Raw genomic sequence first — 15,281 nt, 5'->3', positions numbered from 1 at the left:
TGAAAATCAAGCTGCCGCGCACTACGCAGCAACGGGAGGTGCCGCATTGCGGCTGGGCAACAGCACCGTGCAGGCATGCAACACCAGACACAGCGCGATGAAACCGAAGTTGGTCCAGGTGAAGGCCTGTGGCGCGAACGGCGCCATCAGGCAGGCGTAGGCGATGCGCAGGAAGATCAGCACATGGAAGATCGACAGCGAGGCATTGAGCAAGCGCACGCTCCACAGCAGGCCCGAATACAACGCCAGCAGCGCGGTCAGCGCGCCCGGCGCACCCCAGGCCATCAGAAACGGAAGGAATTCGGTGCCCACGTTGATGTTGGGCGCATCCAGCGGAATGCTGGTGCCGGCGGTGGCGATCGACCCACTGAAGGGCACCAGCTGATTGACCAGAAAACTGGCGTTGACGTAGCCCTTGGCCAGGATCGCACCGAAGTTGTACGGACCGGCGCTGATATACAGCAGCAGCCACTGCACGCCCTGCGGCATGGCGCGATAAAACGCACCGAACGGCAAGGTGACTGTCGCCAGCGAGCCGGAACGCAGTGCACCGAGAATCGAAAACACCCCGCCACCAGCCAGCACCAGCAAGCCAATGGTCTTCCACGGCAAGCGGCGCGCAGGATCACGGCGCAGCAGCATCACCAGCACGAACGAAAATAGCCCGGCGAAGATGCGGTTGCGGTCGATCACCACGATCGGGAACACAAATCCCAGCACCACCATCGCCGCGCGCAGCCCGCGGTGCCGCACGCAAAGCAGCGCGACCGGCGGCAGGATCCAGCACATGTTGGAGATGTGCCGAACGTGCGAACGCAACGGACTCAATGTCGCATACGAGGATGGATCGCTGAACAACGGAATCGGAAACAGCGCGACATCCACGATGCAGAACAGCGTCACCACGGCCGCCAGCGCCATCACCACAAAGGCATCGCGGGTACCGGCATAGCGATAGCTGCGAAAGCGCTGCACCGCAGGCAGTTGGGTGCGCAGCATGATATCCAGCAGCAAGGTCGCAGCAGCGGCAACGGCCAGCAGCGCAATGCCTTCCAGATAATTGCCGGGCAGCGTATAGGTCAGCAGTGTCAGCGCACAGCTGAGCAGCATCGGCAGTGCGAGATAGGTCGCCGGCCGGCGCAAGAGCGTACTCATGCAGGCTCCACCGCAGAGCGTGCGTGCCTGTGGCGCCACCTGGCAGGCAGCGACAACCAGGCATAGGCGAGCAAGTGGCCGATCAGCGCATGCGGCCGGCGTTGCAGAAATGCCACTTTGGCCGCGATGTAGCGCGACTGCGCGCGCAGCAAGGTGCGCTCGGGCTCTTCGAACAGGTCTGCACAACGCAGCGCCACCTGACGCGACTCGCTGAGATTGGCGATACGCGCGGGCACGTTCACGGTCTTGCTGAGGTTGTTGCCATGCAACCGGTAGGCACATACCGGCACGTCGACGAAACCAAGCGCGTTGCGTGCGGCCAGGCGCAGGAAAAAATCCCAGTCTTCGATCCGCAGCGACTCGTCCCAGCCGGTGCGCGCATCGAAGGCACTGCGGCGTAGCAAGGCCACCGCACCACTGACCGCCCACTGCTGGATCACCGCGCGGCGGATGCCGGACTCGGAGCGGTACGCATCGGTATTGACCCGATGCAGATCGCGCATGGCGCTGCCGTGAAGCATCTTCCCCTGCTGGTCGACCACCCGGGCATCGCCAATCACCGCCAGCTTTTGCGGATGTACGCGCAAGTAAAGCACCTGCGCGTCCAACCCGCCGGCCAACAGATAATCGTCGCTCGCGCCAAGCCGCAGGTAGTCACCGCGCGCACGCAGCACCAGTTCGTTGAGCGTAGCCGCCACACCACGATTGTCGCGTTGCACGAACTGCACCGGCAGCCGGTGTCCATGGATTGCGATCCACTGTGCGATCTTTTCGCCCGTGGCGTCGCTGGAGCCGTCGTCGATGATGACGATCTCCTTGCACGGGTACGGGTCTTCCAACACGCTGTCCAGACACCGCTGCACGAACTGCGCATGGTTGAAGGCCGGAATCAGCACCGAGACCAGCGGCCAGCTCGCGCGTCCACTGGCTTGCGTGGGATCGCTCATGGCGCGAGCACCAGATAGCGACGCACCACCACGATGTTGAACAGCAGATACAACACGTAGTTGGCGACAAAAGCGTACATCGCCCCGATCAGCCCGAACTGCGCAGTGAACAGATACACCAGCGCCAGATAACTGGCAGCGAACACGCACTCGGAAATGACGAACAACCGCGTCATCGCCTTGGCCAGCATCACGTAAGACAGTACGAACGCTGCGATCTTGATCACATCGCCCAGCAACTGCGGGCCGTACAGCGGTGCTGCAGCAACAAATCGCGCATCGAACAGCAGCCAGGTGACCCAATCGCGGAGCATGTACACGCCTAGCGCCATCACGATCACGGCCGGCATCACATAACGATACGCGGCCCGCAACTCACGCCCGAGGGCCGCCCGATCCTGCAACGACGCCAACTTGGGCAGGTAATACACGTTGATGGCGGTGACGAAGAACAGCAGATACGCATCCGACACCCGGCTGACCGCCTGCCAGTACCCCACCTGCTGCCATCCGAACTGCAACGCCAGATGGTCGCGCACGAGAATGACCACCAACTGCGGCACCAGCGTGGAGGTCAGCGTCATCGCCGAGAACGCGGCCAGCTTGCGCGTCATCGGTGCGTCGAAGCGCAAGCGCACCATGTCGCGCCGAAAGTACGGGCTGTACCGCAGTGCCGGCACGCCGGCCAGCAACCACAGCACCTGGCCCAGCACCAGCGCCAGCAACGCGCCTTGCAACTGCGCCCGACTGGAGAGCCACGCAACCAGTGCAACGCTCAATACCGCGCCGCTGACCTGCACGAACGCCAGACGGCGAACATCCATAAAGCCGTTGATCACCGCCAGGATGTAATTGACCAGGGCAATGCCCAACTGCGCGATCGCCAGCACGCAGATCAGCGGCCGATACGCCACATCGCCCAGCAGGCGCTCGGCGATGACACCACTGAACAGCAGGGCCAGCACCGCCATCACGCAGGCCGCGCAGAAGGCGTACCACAGCGCTGCGCTGAGCAAACGTGCGAGCGCCGGGGCGTCGTCGCGATACTCGGCCACGTATTTGACGATACCGGCGCTGATCCCGCCGCCCGCCAGTACCGCCATTACCGACATCAGATTGAGGAACTGGCCAAGCCGGCCGACCCCTTGCGGGCCGGCGTACACCGCCACCAGCTTGACCACCACCAGCGCCGCCAGCAGCTTGGCCAGCGTGGCAACGCCGGTGTACGCGCTGCTGCGCACAAGATTCATGCAGCGGTGCCGAACGCTTGGCATGCGGCAATCACATGCGCCACAGACGCGTCGTCCAGTGCGGGGCCCATCGGCAGACTCAGCACTTCCTGGTGCAGACGCTCGCTCACCGGCAGGCAGGTATCGCCCAGCGTGGTATAGGCCGGCTGCCGATGCGGCGGCACCGGGTAATGGATCTGTGTGTGGATGCCCTGGCGCAGCAAATGCGCCTGCAGGGCATCGCGCTGCGGGCTGCGCACCACGAACAGATGCCAGACATGCCGCTCCGCGGAGACCACCGTGGGCAGCGTGATCAAGGGATGCTCGATGCCTTGCAGATAGCGCTGCGCCACACTGCGTCGCCGCGCGATCTCGTCTTCCAGATAGCCCAGTTTGACACGCAGGAAGGCGGCCTGCATTTCGTCCAGCCGGGAGTTCACCCCCTGGCAGATGTGGTGATACTTCATCTCGGACCCATAATTGCGCAGCGCGCGAACGCGCCCGGCCAGCTGCGGATCCGAGGTCACCACCGCACCGCCATCGCCCAGTGCGCCAAGGTTCTTGGTCGGAAAGAAACTAAACGCCGCCGCATCGCCGAAGGCGCCGGCACGTCGCCCATGCATGCTTGCGCCATGCGCCTGCGCCGCATCTTCGATCAGCAGCAACCCGTAGCGATGCGCGAGCGTTTGCAATGCGGCCATGTCGGCCAACTGCCCATACAAATGCACTGCCATGATGGCGCGCGTGCGCGGGCCGATCGCCTTTTCAACGCTGGCCGGCTCCATGTTGAAGGTCAGCGGATCCGGCTCAACCGGCACCAGCACCAGATGGTTCTGGCTGATCGCCAGAAAGGTCGCAATGAAGGTGTTGGCCGGCACGATGATTTCATCGCCCTCGCGCAACACGCCCAACTCGCGGTAACCGCGCAGGATCAGCGACAACGCATCCAGGCCGTTGCCTACCCCCACCGCATGCGCAGCACCGCAGTAGCTGGCGAATTCTTCTTCGAACGCGGCCAGTTCCTGTCCGAGCACATACCAGCCGGCGTCGATCACCCGCGCGGCAGCCACTTTCAGTTCATCCGCGTAGCGCGCATTGACTGCACGCAGATCCAGAAACGGTACATCCATTACAAGGTCCACCGATAGAAATCCTGCACCACGGCACGTGCGCCGAAGCGTTCTTTTTGTTCGACCAGGCCGTCGTTGAGCACCTGCCCGCCCTGCTCGGTGGAGATGCCGAAACTGAAGTAATGGCGCTGCGCATATACCGTGGTGATCAGCTCGGACAGCAGCAGGCTCAGTGCATCCAGCTGGCGGCCGCGCTCGGAAACCGCCAGGTACTGGGTGTGCACGCTGCGACCGAAATCCAGGACCAGCGCTGCAGCCACCAGCTGCCCCTCAGCGCGCGCTTCATGCAGCACGATGTGCTGCGGAAACCGGCGTTGCAGTAGTTCCAGTTCATCCAGCCGATGGGTCGGCGCCACGCCATGCCGCTGCAGCACCTGGGTCAGCAAGGCATGAAACGCATCGAGCCGTGTGCCGCGCAGGATCTGCATCCCTACCTTGCGCGCTTTGACCAGCGAACGTCGACGCTCGGCGCTGAACGCGAAGGGCTCGCGCAGCGCAATCACCGACGACAGGTCGCGCCGGTACAGCTGCGCACCCAGGCGATGCAATGCATACAGGTCTTCTTCGGCCGGGTACGCATGAAACACATGCGGCACCGGCTTGTAAACGATCTCGCGCACATCGCGCGCGCGGTAGTGCGCGGCAATCTGTTCAAACACCTGCAAGGTGGCACCGGCACGCAAGGCAGACGACGACAGCAAGCCCGCATAGGTCAGCCCGGCATGGCTGCTGACGCAATCGCCCTGCACGCTGGCCGGAAACACCGCCACTACCTCGCCACCACGTTCGACCAGCAACGATGCATCCACGAAGCGGTCGGCGTGATAGTCCATGTAGCCACGCCGATGCAAAAGGTTGCCGTTGCGCGAGGTCGTCACCAACGCATCCCACGCCGGCGCATCGCTGGGGGCATACGACCTAACCGAAAACATGACGCCCCTGCAGGTCCGACGGCAGCGCGGCGTCGGCCAGGCCAAAGCCGGCCTGGCCCATGGCATTGCCGTTGTAGAACATGAGCACGCGATCGTGCTGCTGGATCAACGCCGGGTAGCACAAGGTCTGCGCATCCCAGCCATGCTCGGAGAGCTGCAAGCCCAGCCGGGTGTCGTCGCGCTCCCACTGCAAACCATCGTCACTGAAGGCGATCCCGGGGAAGTAGCCACCGTGCGTGTCGCCCCGGGTGAAATACATCAGGTAGCGATCGCCCAGGCGATACACGCGCGGGCGGCCGATGCGATATTCATCATCGCGTGGACGCAGGCACACCACGTCATCGATGGGGATGCAGCGTAGGTCGTCGGTCTCCGTGTAACGGATGTGGTAGCGCGGGTACGGTTGGCCGCCAATGGTTTCCCAATCGTCGCCCACCGCGTACCACAGCCGCCAACGGCCATCTTCATAGCGCGCCGAATGCACCGCCGCGATCGTGCTGCGACCGGGGGCACGATCCAGCAATGGCGTGTCCTGCCGGCGCTGAAAGCTCTCTCCACCATCGCGGGAGACCGCAAGCCCGGTGAAAGCCAGGAACTTGGCCTTGGCCACGCGCTGAAAGCCGACATAGAACATGTACAGGCCATCCGGCCCGGCCACGACATCGCCCAGAATCATGCCATTGTCGTCGAAGCAGCCATCGCGACCGATGTCCAGCACCGGCTGCTTGCTGACACCGGCGACCTGGGTCGGTGCATCGGCGCGCACGTCCACATACCCGATCCGGCTCACACCCTGCGCATCGCGAAAACCCGCATACACACGCAACACCTGCGCAGACACGCGGTGCGGCGTCGGCGTCAGCGCGGCATGCTGCATCCAGCCGCCCACGCCATCGCGCGCGACATCGAACACCAGTCCCCGCTTGGTCCAGGCGAACATGCGTCAGAGCTCCACGTCGAAACTGGATCTGCCGGCCACCGCACGCGCCGGCGAGCCCACATACACGCGCTCGGCCTCGGTATCCCGGGTGACCAGCGCGCCGGCGCCGATGACGTTGTCTGCGGCGATGCGCACCTTGTCGCTGAGCGTGGCATTGACGCCGATGAAGCTACCGCGCCCGATCTCGCAATAGCCGGAAATCACCGCGTGCGAGGCGATGAACACGTTGTCCTGCACCACGGTGCGATGACCGATGTGGTTGCCGCTCCACAAAATGCAGTTGTCGCCGACACGGGTGAACGGCTGGATGACATTGCCTTCGAAGATGAAACAGTTGGCACCGATCTGCGCATTGCGCCAGACGAACGCGCGCGTGCTGACATAGCTGGCACAGCGATAACCGCGGCGCAGCATGTCTTGGAAGAAGCGTGTACGCAGGCGGTTGAGCTGCGTGGCCGGAATCGCCACGAAGACCTCGTACTGCCCGGGTGGATAGTGCTGTTCGAGGTCTTCGAAGGCCACCACCGGCAACTCGGCCAGCGTGGGCTGCCGCAGAAAGTCGCGTTCCACACTGAAGGCGACCACGGTGTAATCGCTGTCGTGCTGAAAATACTCGCAGGCGATCTGCGCAAACTCGCCGCCCCCGATGATCACCAGTGGCTTATGCACGCTCATGCTTCCAGCCTGCGTGCGTCCAGGCGGCTTTCACCGCGCACTTCGCTGACAAACTCGTCGTAATCCAGAATGTAATCGGCCGGGTCGTAGAACTGGTCGGCCAGCACCATCAACACGCAGTCTGCGCTGAAGCGGTACAGGTCGCGCCACACCATGCGACCGAGCAGCAGGCCTTGCGAGGGATCGTCCAGCACCACTTCTTCCTGGCCATTGCCGTCGCCTCTGTCCAGCAGGATCGTCACCGAGCCACACAAGGCGACGGCGAGTTGATTGAGCTGTCGGTGCGCGTGCTGGCCACGATGCACGCCATCGCGGGTACCAAACAGGTAATACACCCGCCGTATCTCAAACGGGACGTTGCGTTGCTGCTCCAACGAAATGAGCAGACCGCGATCGTCACCGTGGGTATGCAACTGGATGCGTTCGATGGCCATGATCCGGGGGCGTAACCGCTGACTGCACGTAGTGCGACATGCCTGAGTGCAGCGGGATGCGCGAAAGGTTGCACCAGGTCACGGCACTGCGAACCCATGTACGCGCATGCGCAACAGACGCGGATGCGCACTGATTGCGGCGCAATCCCCGCAAGGCGATGCAACCTTTTACCGGCTTGCCCGCACATATCGGTGCACGTTCACCTGGCCGCAGCTCGGCCGGCGTGGGGAGCCAGGCCTGGCAGCGTACGAGGCACTGCCGGAACCAACGACCAGCACCAGAGCACACCGACCAAATGCGTTCATCCCACCAGACACCCGACACCGTCGCCACCGACAGGTCCACAGCGCCGCCGGTTGCGCAGGTCATTCCACTTCCCAAATCGATGCGCGTGCTGCACTGGCTGACGGTGCTGTGCCTGGTCATGGCCGCCACACTGATTTTGCTGCGCGCCGAACTGGAAGGACGCGCATTGCGGCAGTGGCTGATGGAAGGCCATCGCCACTTCGGTTTGATGGTGCTCTTTCTCTTCGTCCTGCGCGTGGGCCTGCGCCTCCGGCTGCGCAAGCTGCCGCCCGGCCCGCCGTCGCCGCTGATCATGCGGCTGGCTGCAGGCGCCACCCATTTTGCGCTGTACGGCCTGATGGTCGCGTTGCCGCTGATCGGCTGGTCGTTGAGCAACGCCTATGACAAACCGGTCCACCTGTTTGGATTGACGCTACCGAATCTGGTCGCGCCGGACGAGGACCTGGCCGACACCTTGAGCACCTGGCACTTGAATGCGGCCTGGGTCTTGCTGGCCCTGGTGATCCTGCATATCGGCGCCGCGCTCTGGCATCACCTGGTGCTTGGCGATGGCTTGCTGCATCGCGTGCTACCGAAAAAATCCCGATGAACTCCGCTGAATTTCCAGCCATCCCCCGCTCCCGCAGCGCCGAACCCCGTACCGTCGAACAAGGACTTTCCATGCCTACTTCCCAGCCCGCTCCGCGTCGCGTTGCCGCCACGCGTGCCGCCTCCCTGACGTCCTTGTTGTGCGTGTCCGGCCCGTTGTTGCTGTTGGCCAGCACGCAGGCGCAGGCGATTCCCGCGTTCGCGCGCCAGACCGGTTCGTCGTGCGCGGATTGCCATGTCGGTTCCTATGGCCCCTCGCTCACGCCGTACGGCATGCGCTTCAAACTCGGCGGCTTTACCGATACCGACGGCAACGGCACCAAGATCCCGGTCTCCGGCCAGGTCACCTGGACGCGGCGCAATCCCAGCCGCGGCGACAGCAGCGCACGCGTCAACGAAGGCGATCTGTATCTGGCCGGCCGGGTCAACGACCATATCGGCGGTTACTCCAAGATCCGCTCCAACAACGGCGGCAACGACAACTTCAACACCCAGTTGGACGATGTGGATCTGCGTTTCGTCAGCACGCCGTTCCAGCTGGCCGGCAAGGACGCCATGGTGGGCGTCAGCATCAATAACAACCCCGGCATTTCCGATCCGATCCATGTGCTGCCGAATGCATCGACCCTGAGCCCGGTCTCCAATGCCGGTTCGGCCAGCATGTTGAGTTCGTCGGCGCTGTCCAACCGCGTGATCGGCGCCAGCGTGTACGGTCTGTTCGACCGCAACTGGTACGGCGAAGTCGGCAGCTACAGCGCATTGTCCGCCGATGCTCAGGACCACCTGGGCTGGAACCCCAACAACGACCCGGGCAAGCTCAGCGACACCGGCTATGCCCGCTTTGCCTATATGAAGGACATGAAGCGGCAGTTCTTCTCGGCCGGCCTGACCGCGATGACCAGCCGTCGCCAACGCCTGCGCAGCGGCGGACCCAGCGACGACTTCACCGACCTGGGCTACGACCTGACCTATCAGTTTCTCGGCACCCGCGAGCACGTGCTGTCGCTGGCCTACGTCAACATTTACGAGCGCCGCAAATACGGCAGCCCGCTGCTGCCGATCGATCCGAGCATGTCCCCGCGCGACCGCGGCAGTGTGCGCGACCAGAACATCAGCATGAACTACGCGTTCAAGCAGACCTACGGGGTGCTCGCAGCGCACTTGATCAACAGCGGCTCGTTCGATGGCGCGCGTTATCTGCCCTACGGCATCCCCGACACCACCGCCAATCTGATCCTGCTGTACTGGACCCCGTTCGGTAAGGAAGGCACCTACACCACCAACGCCAACGTGCGTTTCGCCGCCACCTGGTTCCGCTTTGACAAGTTCAACGGCAGCACAACCAATGTATTCGGTGGCGGTAATCCGATCACCAATCCGCGCGATCTCGACAGCTTCGCGCTATCGGTCAATGTCGCGTTCTGATTCCCCCGCACACGTAAGGACCCCCATGAAGTCACTTCGCAACACCCTGTTGTGCGCCCCGCTGGCCGGCCTGCTGCTGGCCGGCGCACTGGTTTCCCCGAGCGCACGTGCAGGCGACGGAAAAAGCGTTTTCATGACCGAATGCGCCGAATGCCACAGCGCCGCCCAAGGCAAGAACAAGAAAGGCCCGTCCCTGTTCGGGGTGACCGGCCGCCCGGCCGCCAGCCTGGCGGACTACAGCAACTATTCCGATGCGCTCAAGGGCAGCAAGTGGCAATGGACGCCCGACAAGCTCAAGGCCTATCTGTCGCAGTCCTCGTCCAAGGCCTTGCCGGGGACCAAGATGAAGTACGAAGGCCTGGAGGATCAGAAAGAACTCGACGCACTGATCGCCTACCTCAACACCCTGCACTGAGGGTCGCCTGGCCGGCGGCATCCGAGGCACCCAGCGCGTGGGAAGGGATCGCGCAAGCCGCATTGCCGGCAGCGACTCCTTCGCGAATATGAACAAAACCGCCGTGCTCGCGGCAGTCTGCCCGATGCAATCAGGCAATATTGCGCCCCGCTCACCGTAGATGCCGATCCGTTGCCCACCGTTTCGCTTGCCAGGACATCCCCCTTCCGAACGCGGCGACGTTGCGCCTGCGGCGGGCAGCTATGGAACATCCCGGGCCTGTCGCTGCGGCGACGCCAGTACGCAGCGGCCAGCGCCTGGCGGCGTTGCATGTGTCAGCACGCCGCCAGGCGCCACGCCGCACTGCGGCACTGCCTGTTGCTGGGCCTGATCGTCAGCCCTGCCGCTGCCATGGCCGAGAATGTCGGCGGCGCGGTGGCGGTGACCTCGCAACTGATCGACCGCGGCATTTCCATCGCGCCCAACAAGGTCACGCTGCAGGCGGCCGGCTACTGGCTGCCTGCGCCCGGCTGGTCGGTCTCGACCTCGCTCGCGCTGCAATCGCCCTCGCTGAGCAAGCCGGTGGCAGTCACCGTCCAGGCCGCACGCGCCTGGATGCTGGGCGACCGCTGGCAGATGCAGGCCAGCCTGCTGTATTACGGCTACCCGACCGACCAGGCCACACGCACCTTCGACCGCCAGGAAGCCAGCCTCTCCTGGTCCTACCGCGACGTACTGACCGTTTCGCTATCGACCTTCAACTTCCCCCGCGCGGACCAGTCGCCGTGGAATGCGGCCTTCGACGCCACCGCCAGTCTCCCGCTTCGCGACGATATCAGCCTGCTGATCGGCGCCGGTTCGTCGCGTTTTCCGGCGATGGCCTACGGCTCCGCCGCGTCCGGCCGCTATCAGTACGGGCAATTGGGTCTGAAGTGGAGCCGCGCACGATGGACGCTGAAGCTGGAACGCATCCTCACCAGCAGCGGCACCCCGCGCATGCAGGGTGGCCCCGGCGAAACAACCTGGTTGGGCACGGCCTCCACCACGTTCTGATCCACCTGCAACCTTTTGCCCGCACCCGGGCACTGACATGCGTCTTCTGCCGTGCCTGCCTCGATGAATGATTCCGATAACCTGGGTGATGCCACCGACCGCATGCTGTTACGGCGCATGGCCGCGGGCGATCGTGCCGCCCTGGCAAGCATGTACACCAGCTACCACGGCCGGCTGTGCCGGTTCCTGTCGCGGCTGACCCGCCGCCCGGACATCATCGAAGAAACCATCAACGACTGCTTCTGGATCGCCTGGCAGAAGGCCGGCGACTTCCGCGGCGATTCGCAGGTGTCGACCTGGATCATGGGCATCGCCTATCGCTGCGGGCTCAAATGCCTGCGCCAGCATGACGGCGAAGCCATCGACGACACCGCCGAGGTCGAAGACCACGCCCCCAGCGCCGACGACAACGACGACCGCGAACTGCGCGACTGGCTCGACAAAGGCATGCAGCGGCTGTCGCCGGACCAGCGCATGGTGATCGAACTGGTCTACGGCGTTGGCCACAAGCTCGAAGAAGTCGCAGAAATCATGCAGTGCCCGATCGGCACCATCAAAGCCCGGCTGTTCCATGCGCGGGTCAAATTACGCAATGTGCTACCCGGCCTGGCCGGCGACGCACCTTATACGGAGACCATGCAATGAAGACGTTTTTCATCGCGCCTGGCAAGGAATGCTCGCACGCCTGGGAACTGATGCCGGCGGTATTGCTGGATAGCGCCAGCGAAGAAGAGAGCGCTTGGCTGATCGCGCACGTGGCCAAATGCGCCTCGTGCAGCGCCGAATTCGCGCAGCAGAACCGCCTGCGGCAGGCGCTGGCACTGCCGTCGGCAGTCAAACTGGACGCCAACGCCGGCCTGCTGCGCCTGCTCGGCCGCCTGGATACGCCCGAACAGCAGACCGCCCCCGCGCCGGTCCCGGCGGCACCCCGCTCCGGCAGCTGGACGGTGCGCGCCCTGGCCGCTGCCGCCCTGGTGCAGGCGATCGGCCTGGGCGTCATGGGGGTCAAACTGGCCTCGCCTGCGCCCTCGCACGACTACCATACGCTCAGCAGCGCCACCGCCTGGCCGGTCCCGAACGGCGCCATCCGCGTGGTGCCGGATGCCAAGATGACCGTGGCCGACTGGGACAGCCTGCTGCATGTGCAGCAATTGCAGGTGGTCGGCGGCCCCAACGAAATGGGCGCCTACACCGTGGTGCCTGTCGCACCGCAGCCGCCGGCCCAGCCGCAACAGACCGTGCAGCAACTGCGTGCGAACCCGCGTATCCGCCTGGCCGAGATCGTGTCGGCACCATGAGTCGCTTCTTCGCACTCGGGTTGATCGCCGCCGTCATCGGCATGGGCACCTGCGCCAATGGGCGCGCCCAAAGCGTGCCGCAGGGCGCGACGCAGACCGTCGCCCCCAGCACCGCGCCGGCGCAGGCCGATGCGCATACGCCCGATAGCAGCCGCGACATCCTGCTGGCGGTGGCCAACCCGCTCACCGCACCACCGGCACGCGCCGGCTCCAGCCTGATCGGCTACGCCTCCAGCTACTACGGCGCCGGCCAGAAGGCCGCCGTACGCATGGAAGCCATCAAACAGCGCTACAAGCTGCGCGAGGTCTCCGGCTGGCCGATCACCTCGCTGGGCTTGTATTGCGCCGTGCTGCAGCCGCCACCGGGGGTGTCGCGCGACGCGCTGGTCAGCGCGTTGGCCGACGACGAAGGCGTGGAGCTGGTGCAACCGGTACAGGATTTTTCGGTGTTTTCTGCCGACGCCTCGGAAAAAACCACCTCGCTGTCCGGCTACAACGACCCGTACGTGGACATGCAACGCGGCTTCATCGCCACCGATGCGGCCAGCGCGCAGACCGTCACCCAGGGCCGCGGCGTGGTGGTGGCGGTGGTCGATACCGGCGTGGACACCGCTCACCCGGATCTGAAATCGCGCATCCGTGACGTGCACGATCTGGTCGACGACAGCTCGATCACCACCAGCAGCGATTCGCACGGCACCGAAGTGGCCGGCATCATTGCTGCCGGCAGCAACAACCATCAAGGCATCGTCGGCATGGCGCCCAAGGCCATGCTGAGCATCTACAAGGCGTGCTGGTATGCGCCGACTGTCGGTGCCACTGCGCGCTGCAATACCTTCACCCTGGCCAAGGCGCTGGCGGCGATCAACAACAGCTCGGCGCGCGTGATCAATCTGAGCCTGGGTGGCCCGGCCGATCCGCTGCTGAGCAAGATGCTGCTCCATCTGGTGCAGCAGGGCCGCATCGTGGTGGCCGCGATGCCGCCGAATGGGCGCCTGGATGGTTTTCCCAATGACGTCCCCGGCGTGCTGGTGGTCCGCAGCAGCAGCGCGACCGCCGCGATGCCCGGCGTGCTGAGCGCGCCCGGCAAGGACATTCTCACCACTCAGCCGAACGGCCGCTACGACTTCACCTCCGGCTCGTCGATGGCCACCGCCCATGTCAGCGGCATGGCCGCGTTGCTGTTGTCGTTGTCGCCGTCGATGGACGCGACCGCCCTGCGCGAACTGATGCAACGCACCAGCAAGATGTCCGAAGGACAGCTGCAGGTAAACGCCGGCGCAGCAGTCGACGCGCTGACCTCGCACGCCAAACATTCCAACTGACGACACCGGCATGGCCAAGTGGATTCCCTTGTGGCTGCATCAACTCAGCTCGCCGCCGACCTTCTACCGCTTCGCCGGGATCGTGCGCCCGTGGGCGCTAGGCCTGGCCTTGCTGCTCGGCGCGGTGGCCGCTTACGGCGGGCTGGTGTTGGCGCCGCCGGATTATCAGCAGCACGATGCCTACCGCATCATCTTCATCCACGTGCCCAGCGCCTGGATGAGTCTTTTCATCTACGCGGCGATGGGCGTTTCAGCGTTCATTGCGCTGGTGTGGCGGATCAAGCTGGCCGAAGTGGTGACCATGGCCTCGGCGCCGATCGGCGCGGCCTTCACCTTCATCACCTTGTGCACCGGCTCGCTGTGGGGCAAGCCGATGTGGGGCACCTGGTGGACCTGGGACGCGCGGCTCACCTCGGAGTTGCTGCTGCTGTTTCTGTATCTGGGCGTGCTTGGCCTGTATTACGCGGTGGAAGACCGCCGCCAGGCGATGCGTGCGGCCGGCTTGCTCGCGCTGGTGGGGCTGGTCAATCTGCCCATCGTGCATTACTCGGTGGTGTGGTGGAACACGCTGCATCAAGGCTCTACCGTGCGCCTGCTCGGCCCTTCCAAGATGGGCGCGGACATGCTGTGGCCGCTGCTGACGATGATGCTGGCCACCAAGTTCTACTACCTCGCCAGCCTGTTCGGGCGTGTGCGGGTGGAATTGCTGGCACTGGAAAGCGGCAAGGACTGGGTCCGCCGCATCGTGTTGATGGAGCGCACCGCATGAACAGCTTCCTGAGCATGGGCGGCTACGGCCAATACGTGTGGACCGCCTATGCGCTGTTCGTGCTGGTGCTGCTGGCCGACCTCATCTCGCCGTGGGTGCGTCGTCGCCGTCTGCCGCGCGAATTGCGCGGCCAGTTGCAACGCCAGACGCCGCGTCGCACGCGCGATCAACCGGCACCTGTACTGGAGCGGGACGCGCCATGAATGCCACTCGCAAGCAACGTCTGTGGCTGGTGCTCGCAGTGCTGGCTGCCGCGGCACTGGCGGTGACGCTGATCGTGCTCGCGCTGCAGCGGAACATGAGCTATCTGTTCACGCCCAGCCAGGTGCATGCCGGCGAAGCGGCCAGCTATCAGCAGTTCCGCCTCGGCGGCATGGTCAAGGCCGGCTCGATCCGGCGCGCCAGCGACAGCCTTAAAGTCGACTTCACCGTCATCGACAAGCACGCCGCAACGCAGGTCGAATACACCGGCATCCTTCCGGATCTGTTTCGCGACAACCAATCGGTGATCGCCAACGGCCGCATGCAGGGCGGGCGCTTTGTTGCCAGCGAAGTGCTGGCCAAGCACGACGAAACCTATATGCCGAAGGAACTGAAAGATGCGATGGCCGAAGGCCATGTCGGCAAGCCGATTCCCGCCGCCGCCGTGCCGCTGCCGGCGCCGCGTTGATGCGGCGCGC

Annotated in this window: 18 protein-coding genes; 10 read left to right on the top strand and 8 right to left on the bottom strand. The window is 64.5% G+C overall.

What is annotated here, in order from left to right; genetic code table 11:
- Positions 1–21: 21 nt before the first annotated feature.
- Genes GGR62_RS17115 through GGR62_RS17080 form a run of 8 tightly spaced genes read right to left on the bottom strand, consistent with a single transcriptional unit; the run spans position 22 to position 7,442 of the window.
- Positions 22–1,155, bottom strand: a complete 1,134-nt coding sequence (locus GGR62_RS17115) for a hypothetical protein (protein ID WP_184409048.1) — start codon at positions 1,153–1,155, stop codon at positions 22–24.
- Positions 1,152–2,102 carry a glycosyltransferase gene (locus tag GGR62_RS17110; protein WP_184409047.1) on the bottom strand — a complete coding sequence of 317 codons (951 nt, stop codon included), beginning with the start codon at positions 2,100–2,102 and terminating at the stop codon, positions 1,152–1,154. The genes GGR62_RS17115 and GGR62_RS17110 overlap by 4 nt, the downstream gene beginning before the upstream one ends.
- Positions 2,099–3,352: an O-antigen translocase gene (locus GGR62_RS17105; protein ID WP_184409046.1), complete on the bottom strand. Its 1,254-nt coding sequence runs from the start codon at positions 3,350–3,352 to the stop codon at positions 2,099–2,101. Before GGR62_RS17105 ends, GGR62_RS17110 begins: the two co-directional genes overlap by 4 nt.
- Positions 3,349–4,461: a DegT/DnrJ/EryC1/StrS family aminotransferase gene (locus GGR62_RS17100; RefSeq protein ID WP_184409045.1), complete on the bottom strand. Its 1,113-nt coding sequence runs from the start codon at positions 4,459–4,461 to the stop codon at positions 3,349–3,351. Before GGR62_RS17100 ends, GGR62_RS17105 begins: the two co-directional genes overlap by 4 nt.
- Positions 4,461–5,393, bottom strand: coding sequence for a GNAT family N-acetyltransferase (locus GGR62_RS17095; RefSeq protein WP_184409044.1), 933 nt, complete (start codon positions 5,391–5,393; stop codon positions 4,461–4,463). Before GGR62_RS17095 ends, GGR62_RS17100 begins: the two co-directional genes overlap by 1 nt.
- Positions 5,380–6,333, bottom strand: coding sequence for a hypothetical protein (locus GGR62_RS17090; RefSeq protein ID WP_184409043.1), 954 nt, complete (start codon positions 6,331–6,333; stop codon positions 5,380–5,382). The genes GGR62_RS17095 and GGR62_RS17090 overlap by 14 nt, the downstream gene beginning before the upstream one ends.
- A gap of 3 nt (positions 6,334–6,336) precedes the next feature.
- On the bottom strand, positions 6,337–7,008 hold the full coding sequence (locus tag GGR62_RS17085) for an acetyltransferase (RefSeq protein WP_184409042.1): 672 nt from the start codon (positions 7,006–7,008) through the stop codon (positions 6,337–6,339).
- Positions 7,005–7,442 (bottom strand): FdtA/QdtA family cupin domain-containing protein, encoded by a 438-nt coding sequence (locus tag GGR62_RS17080; RefSeq protein WP_184409041.1) that lies wholly within the window; start codon positions 7,440–7,442, stop codon positions 7,005–7,007. Before GGR62_RS17080 ends, GGR62_RS17085 begins: the two co-directional genes overlap by 4 nt.
- 386 nt (positions 7,443–7,828) lie before the next feature.
- On the opposite strand from GGR62_RS17080, the gene GGR62_RS17075 reads away from it, so the two are divergent.
- From GGR62_RS17075 to ccmE, 10 genes are all read left to right on the top strand, one after another.
- Positions 7,829–8,338 (top strand): cytochrome b/b6 domain-containing protein, encoded by a 510-nt coding sequence (locus GGR62_RS17075; protein ID WP_260288721.1) that lies wholly within the window; start codon positions 7,829–7,831, stop codon positions 8,336–8,338.
- A 71-nt stretch (positions 8,339–8,409) separates the two neighbouring features.
- The gene (locus tag GGR62_RS17070) at positions 8,410–9,762 is read left to right on the top strand and encodes a cytochrome C (RefSeq protein WP_184409039.1); all 1,353 of its coding nucleotides are present in this window, start codon (positions 8,410–8,412) and stop codon (positions 9,760–9,762) included.
- A 25-nt stretch (positions 9,763–9,787) separates the two neighbouring features.
- On the top strand, positions 9,788–10,177 hold the full coding sequence (locus GGR62_RS17065; protein ID WP_184409038.1) for a c-type cytochrome: 390 nt from the start codon (positions 9,788–9,790) through the stop codon (positions 10,175–10,177).
- Between the two features lie 309 nt (positions 10,178–10,486).
- Positions 10,487–11,209 carry a hypothetical protein gene (locus tag GGR62_RS17060; protein WP_184409037.1) on the top strand — a complete coding sequence of 241 codons (723 nt, stop codon included), beginning with the start codon at positions 10,487–10,489 and terminating at the stop codon, positions 11,207–11,209.
- Between the two features lie 63 nt (positions 11,210–11,272).
- Positions 11,273–11,854 carry a sigma-70 family RNA polymerase sigma factor gene (locus tag GGR62_RS17055; RefSeq protein ID WP_184409036.1) on the top strand — a complete coding sequence of 194 codons (582 nt, stop codon included), beginning with the start codon at positions 11,273–11,275 and terminating at the stop codon, positions 11,852–11,854.
- Positions 11,851–12,507 (top strand): zf-HC2 domain-containing protein, encoded by a 657-nt coding sequence (locus GGR62_RS17050; protein WP_184409035.1) that lies wholly within the window; start codon positions 11,851–11,853, stop codon positions 12,505–12,507. Before GGR62_RS17055 ends, GGR62_RS17050 begins: the two co-directional genes overlap by 4 nt.
- Positions 12,504–13,832, top strand: coding sequence for a S8 family serine peptidase (locus tag GGR62_RS17045; RefSeq protein WP_184409034.1), 1,329 nt, complete (start codon positions 12,504–12,506; stop codon positions 13,830–13,832). Before GGR62_RS17050 ends, GGR62_RS17045 begins: the two co-directional genes overlap by 4 nt.
- A gap of 10 nt (positions 13,833–13,842) precedes the next feature.
- The gene (gene ccmC, locus GGR62_RS17040; protein WP_184409033.1) at positions 13,843–14,601 is read left to right on the top strand and encodes a heme ABC transporter permease CcmC; all 759 of its coding nucleotides are present in this window, start codon (positions 13,843–13,845) and stop codon (positions 14,599–14,601) included.
- On the top strand, positions 14,598–14,804 hold the full coding sequence (ccmD, locus tag GGR62_RS17035) for a heme exporter protein CcmD (RefSeq protein WP_184409032.1): 207 nt from the start codon (positions 14,598–14,600) through the stop codon (positions 14,802–14,804). Before ccmC ends, ccmD begins: the two co-directional genes overlap by 4 nt.
- Positions 14,801–15,271 (top strand): cytochrome c maturation protein CcmE, encoded by a 471-nt coding sequence (gene ccmE / locus GGR62_RS17030; RefSeq protein WP_184409031.1) that lies wholly within the window; start codon positions 14,801–14,803, stop codon positions 15,269–15,271. The genes ccmD and ccmE overlap by 4 nt, the downstream gene beginning before the upstream one ends.
- Positions 15,272–15,281 lie beyond the last annotated feature (10 nt).

The organism is Xanthomonas sp. 3075, from assembly GCF_014197275.1.
In the GTDB taxonomy this organism is placed as follows: domain Bacteria; phylum Pseudomonadota; class Gammaproteobacteria; order Xanthomonadales; family Xanthomonadaceae; genus Xanthomonas; species Xanthomonas campestris_B.
Note: the sequence above shows the minus strand (reverse complement) of the source record. Positions and strands in the feature narration are given on the sequence as shown.

Excerpts from the sequence above, each read along its gene's own strand:
- GGR62_RS17115 (WP_184409048.1), bottom strand. The coding sequence starts at position 1,155 with ATGAGTACGCTCTTGCGCCGGCCGGCGACCTATCTCGCACTGCCGATG.
- GGR62_RS17110 (WP_184409047.1), bottom strand. The coding sequence starts at position 2,102 with ATGAGCGATCCCACGCAAGCCAGTGGACGCGCGAGCTGGCCGCTGGTC.
- GGR62_RS17105 (WP_184409046.1), bottom strand. The coding sequence starts at position 3,352 with ATGAATCTTGTGCGCAGCAGCGCGTACACCGGCGTTGCCACGCTGGCC.
- GGR62_RS17100 (WP_184409045.1), bottom strand. The coding sequence starts at position 4,461 with ATGGATGTACCGTTTCTGGATCTGCGTGCAGTCAATGCGCGCTACGCG.
- GGR62_RS17095 (WP_184409044.1), bottom strand. The coding sequence starts at position 5,393 with ATGTTTTCGGTTAGGTCGTATGCCCCCAGCGATGCGCCGGCGTGGGAT.
- GGR62_RS17090 (WP_184409043.1), bottom strand. The coding sequence starts at position 6,333 with ATGTTCGCCTGGACCAAGCGGGGACTGGTGTTCGATGTCGCGCGCGAT.
- GGR62_RS17085 (WP_184409042.1), bottom strand. The coding sequence starts at position 7,008 with ATGAGCGTGCATAAGCCACTGGTGATCATCGGGGGCGGCGAGTTTGCG.
- GGR62_RS17080 (WP_184409041.1), bottom strand. The coding sequence starts at position 7,442 with ATGGCCATCGAACGCATCCAGTTGCATACCCACGGTGACGATCGCGGT.
- GGR62_RS17075 (WP_260288721.1), top strand. The coding sequence starts at position 7,829 with ATGCGCGTGCTGCACTGGCTGACGGTGCTGTGCCTGGTCATGGCCGCC.
- GGR62_RS17070 (WP_184409039.1), top strand. The coding sequence starts at position 8,410 with ATGCCTACTTCCCAGCCCGCTCCGCGTCGCGTTGCCGCCACGCGTGCC.
- GGR62_RS17065 (WP_184409038.1), top strand. The coding sequence starts at position 9,788 with ATGAAGTCACTTCGCAACACCCTGTTGTGCGCCCCGCTGGCCGGCCTG.
- GGR62_RS17060 (WP_184409037.1), top strand. The coding sequence starts at position 10,487 with ATGTGTCAGCACGCCGCCAGGCGCCACGCCGCACTGCGGCACTGCCTG.
- GGR62_RS17055 (WP_184409036.1), top strand. The coding sequence starts at position 11,273 with ATGAATGATTCCGATAACCTGGGTGATGCCACCGACCGCATGCTGTTA.
- GGR62_RS17050 (WP_184409035.1), top strand. The coding sequence starts at position 11,851 with ATGAAGACGTTTTTCATCGCGCCTGGCAAGGAATGCTCGCACGCCTGG.
- GGR62_RS17045 (WP_184409034.1), top strand. The coding sequence starts at position 12,504 with ATGAGTCGCTTCTTCGCACTCGGGTTGATCGCCGCCGTCATCGGCATG.
- ccmC (WP_184409033.1), top strand. The coding sequence starts at position 13,843 with ATGGCCAAGTGGATTCCCTTGTGGCTGCATCAACTCAGCTCGCCGCCG.
- ccmD (WP_184409032.1), top strand. The coding sequence starts at position 14,598 with ATGAACAGCTTCCTGAGCATGGGCGGCTACGGCCAATACGTGTGGACC.
- ccmE (WP_184409031.1), top strand. The coding sequence starts at position 14,801 with ATGAATGCCACTCGCAAGCAACGTCTGTGGCTGGTGCTCGCAGTGCTG.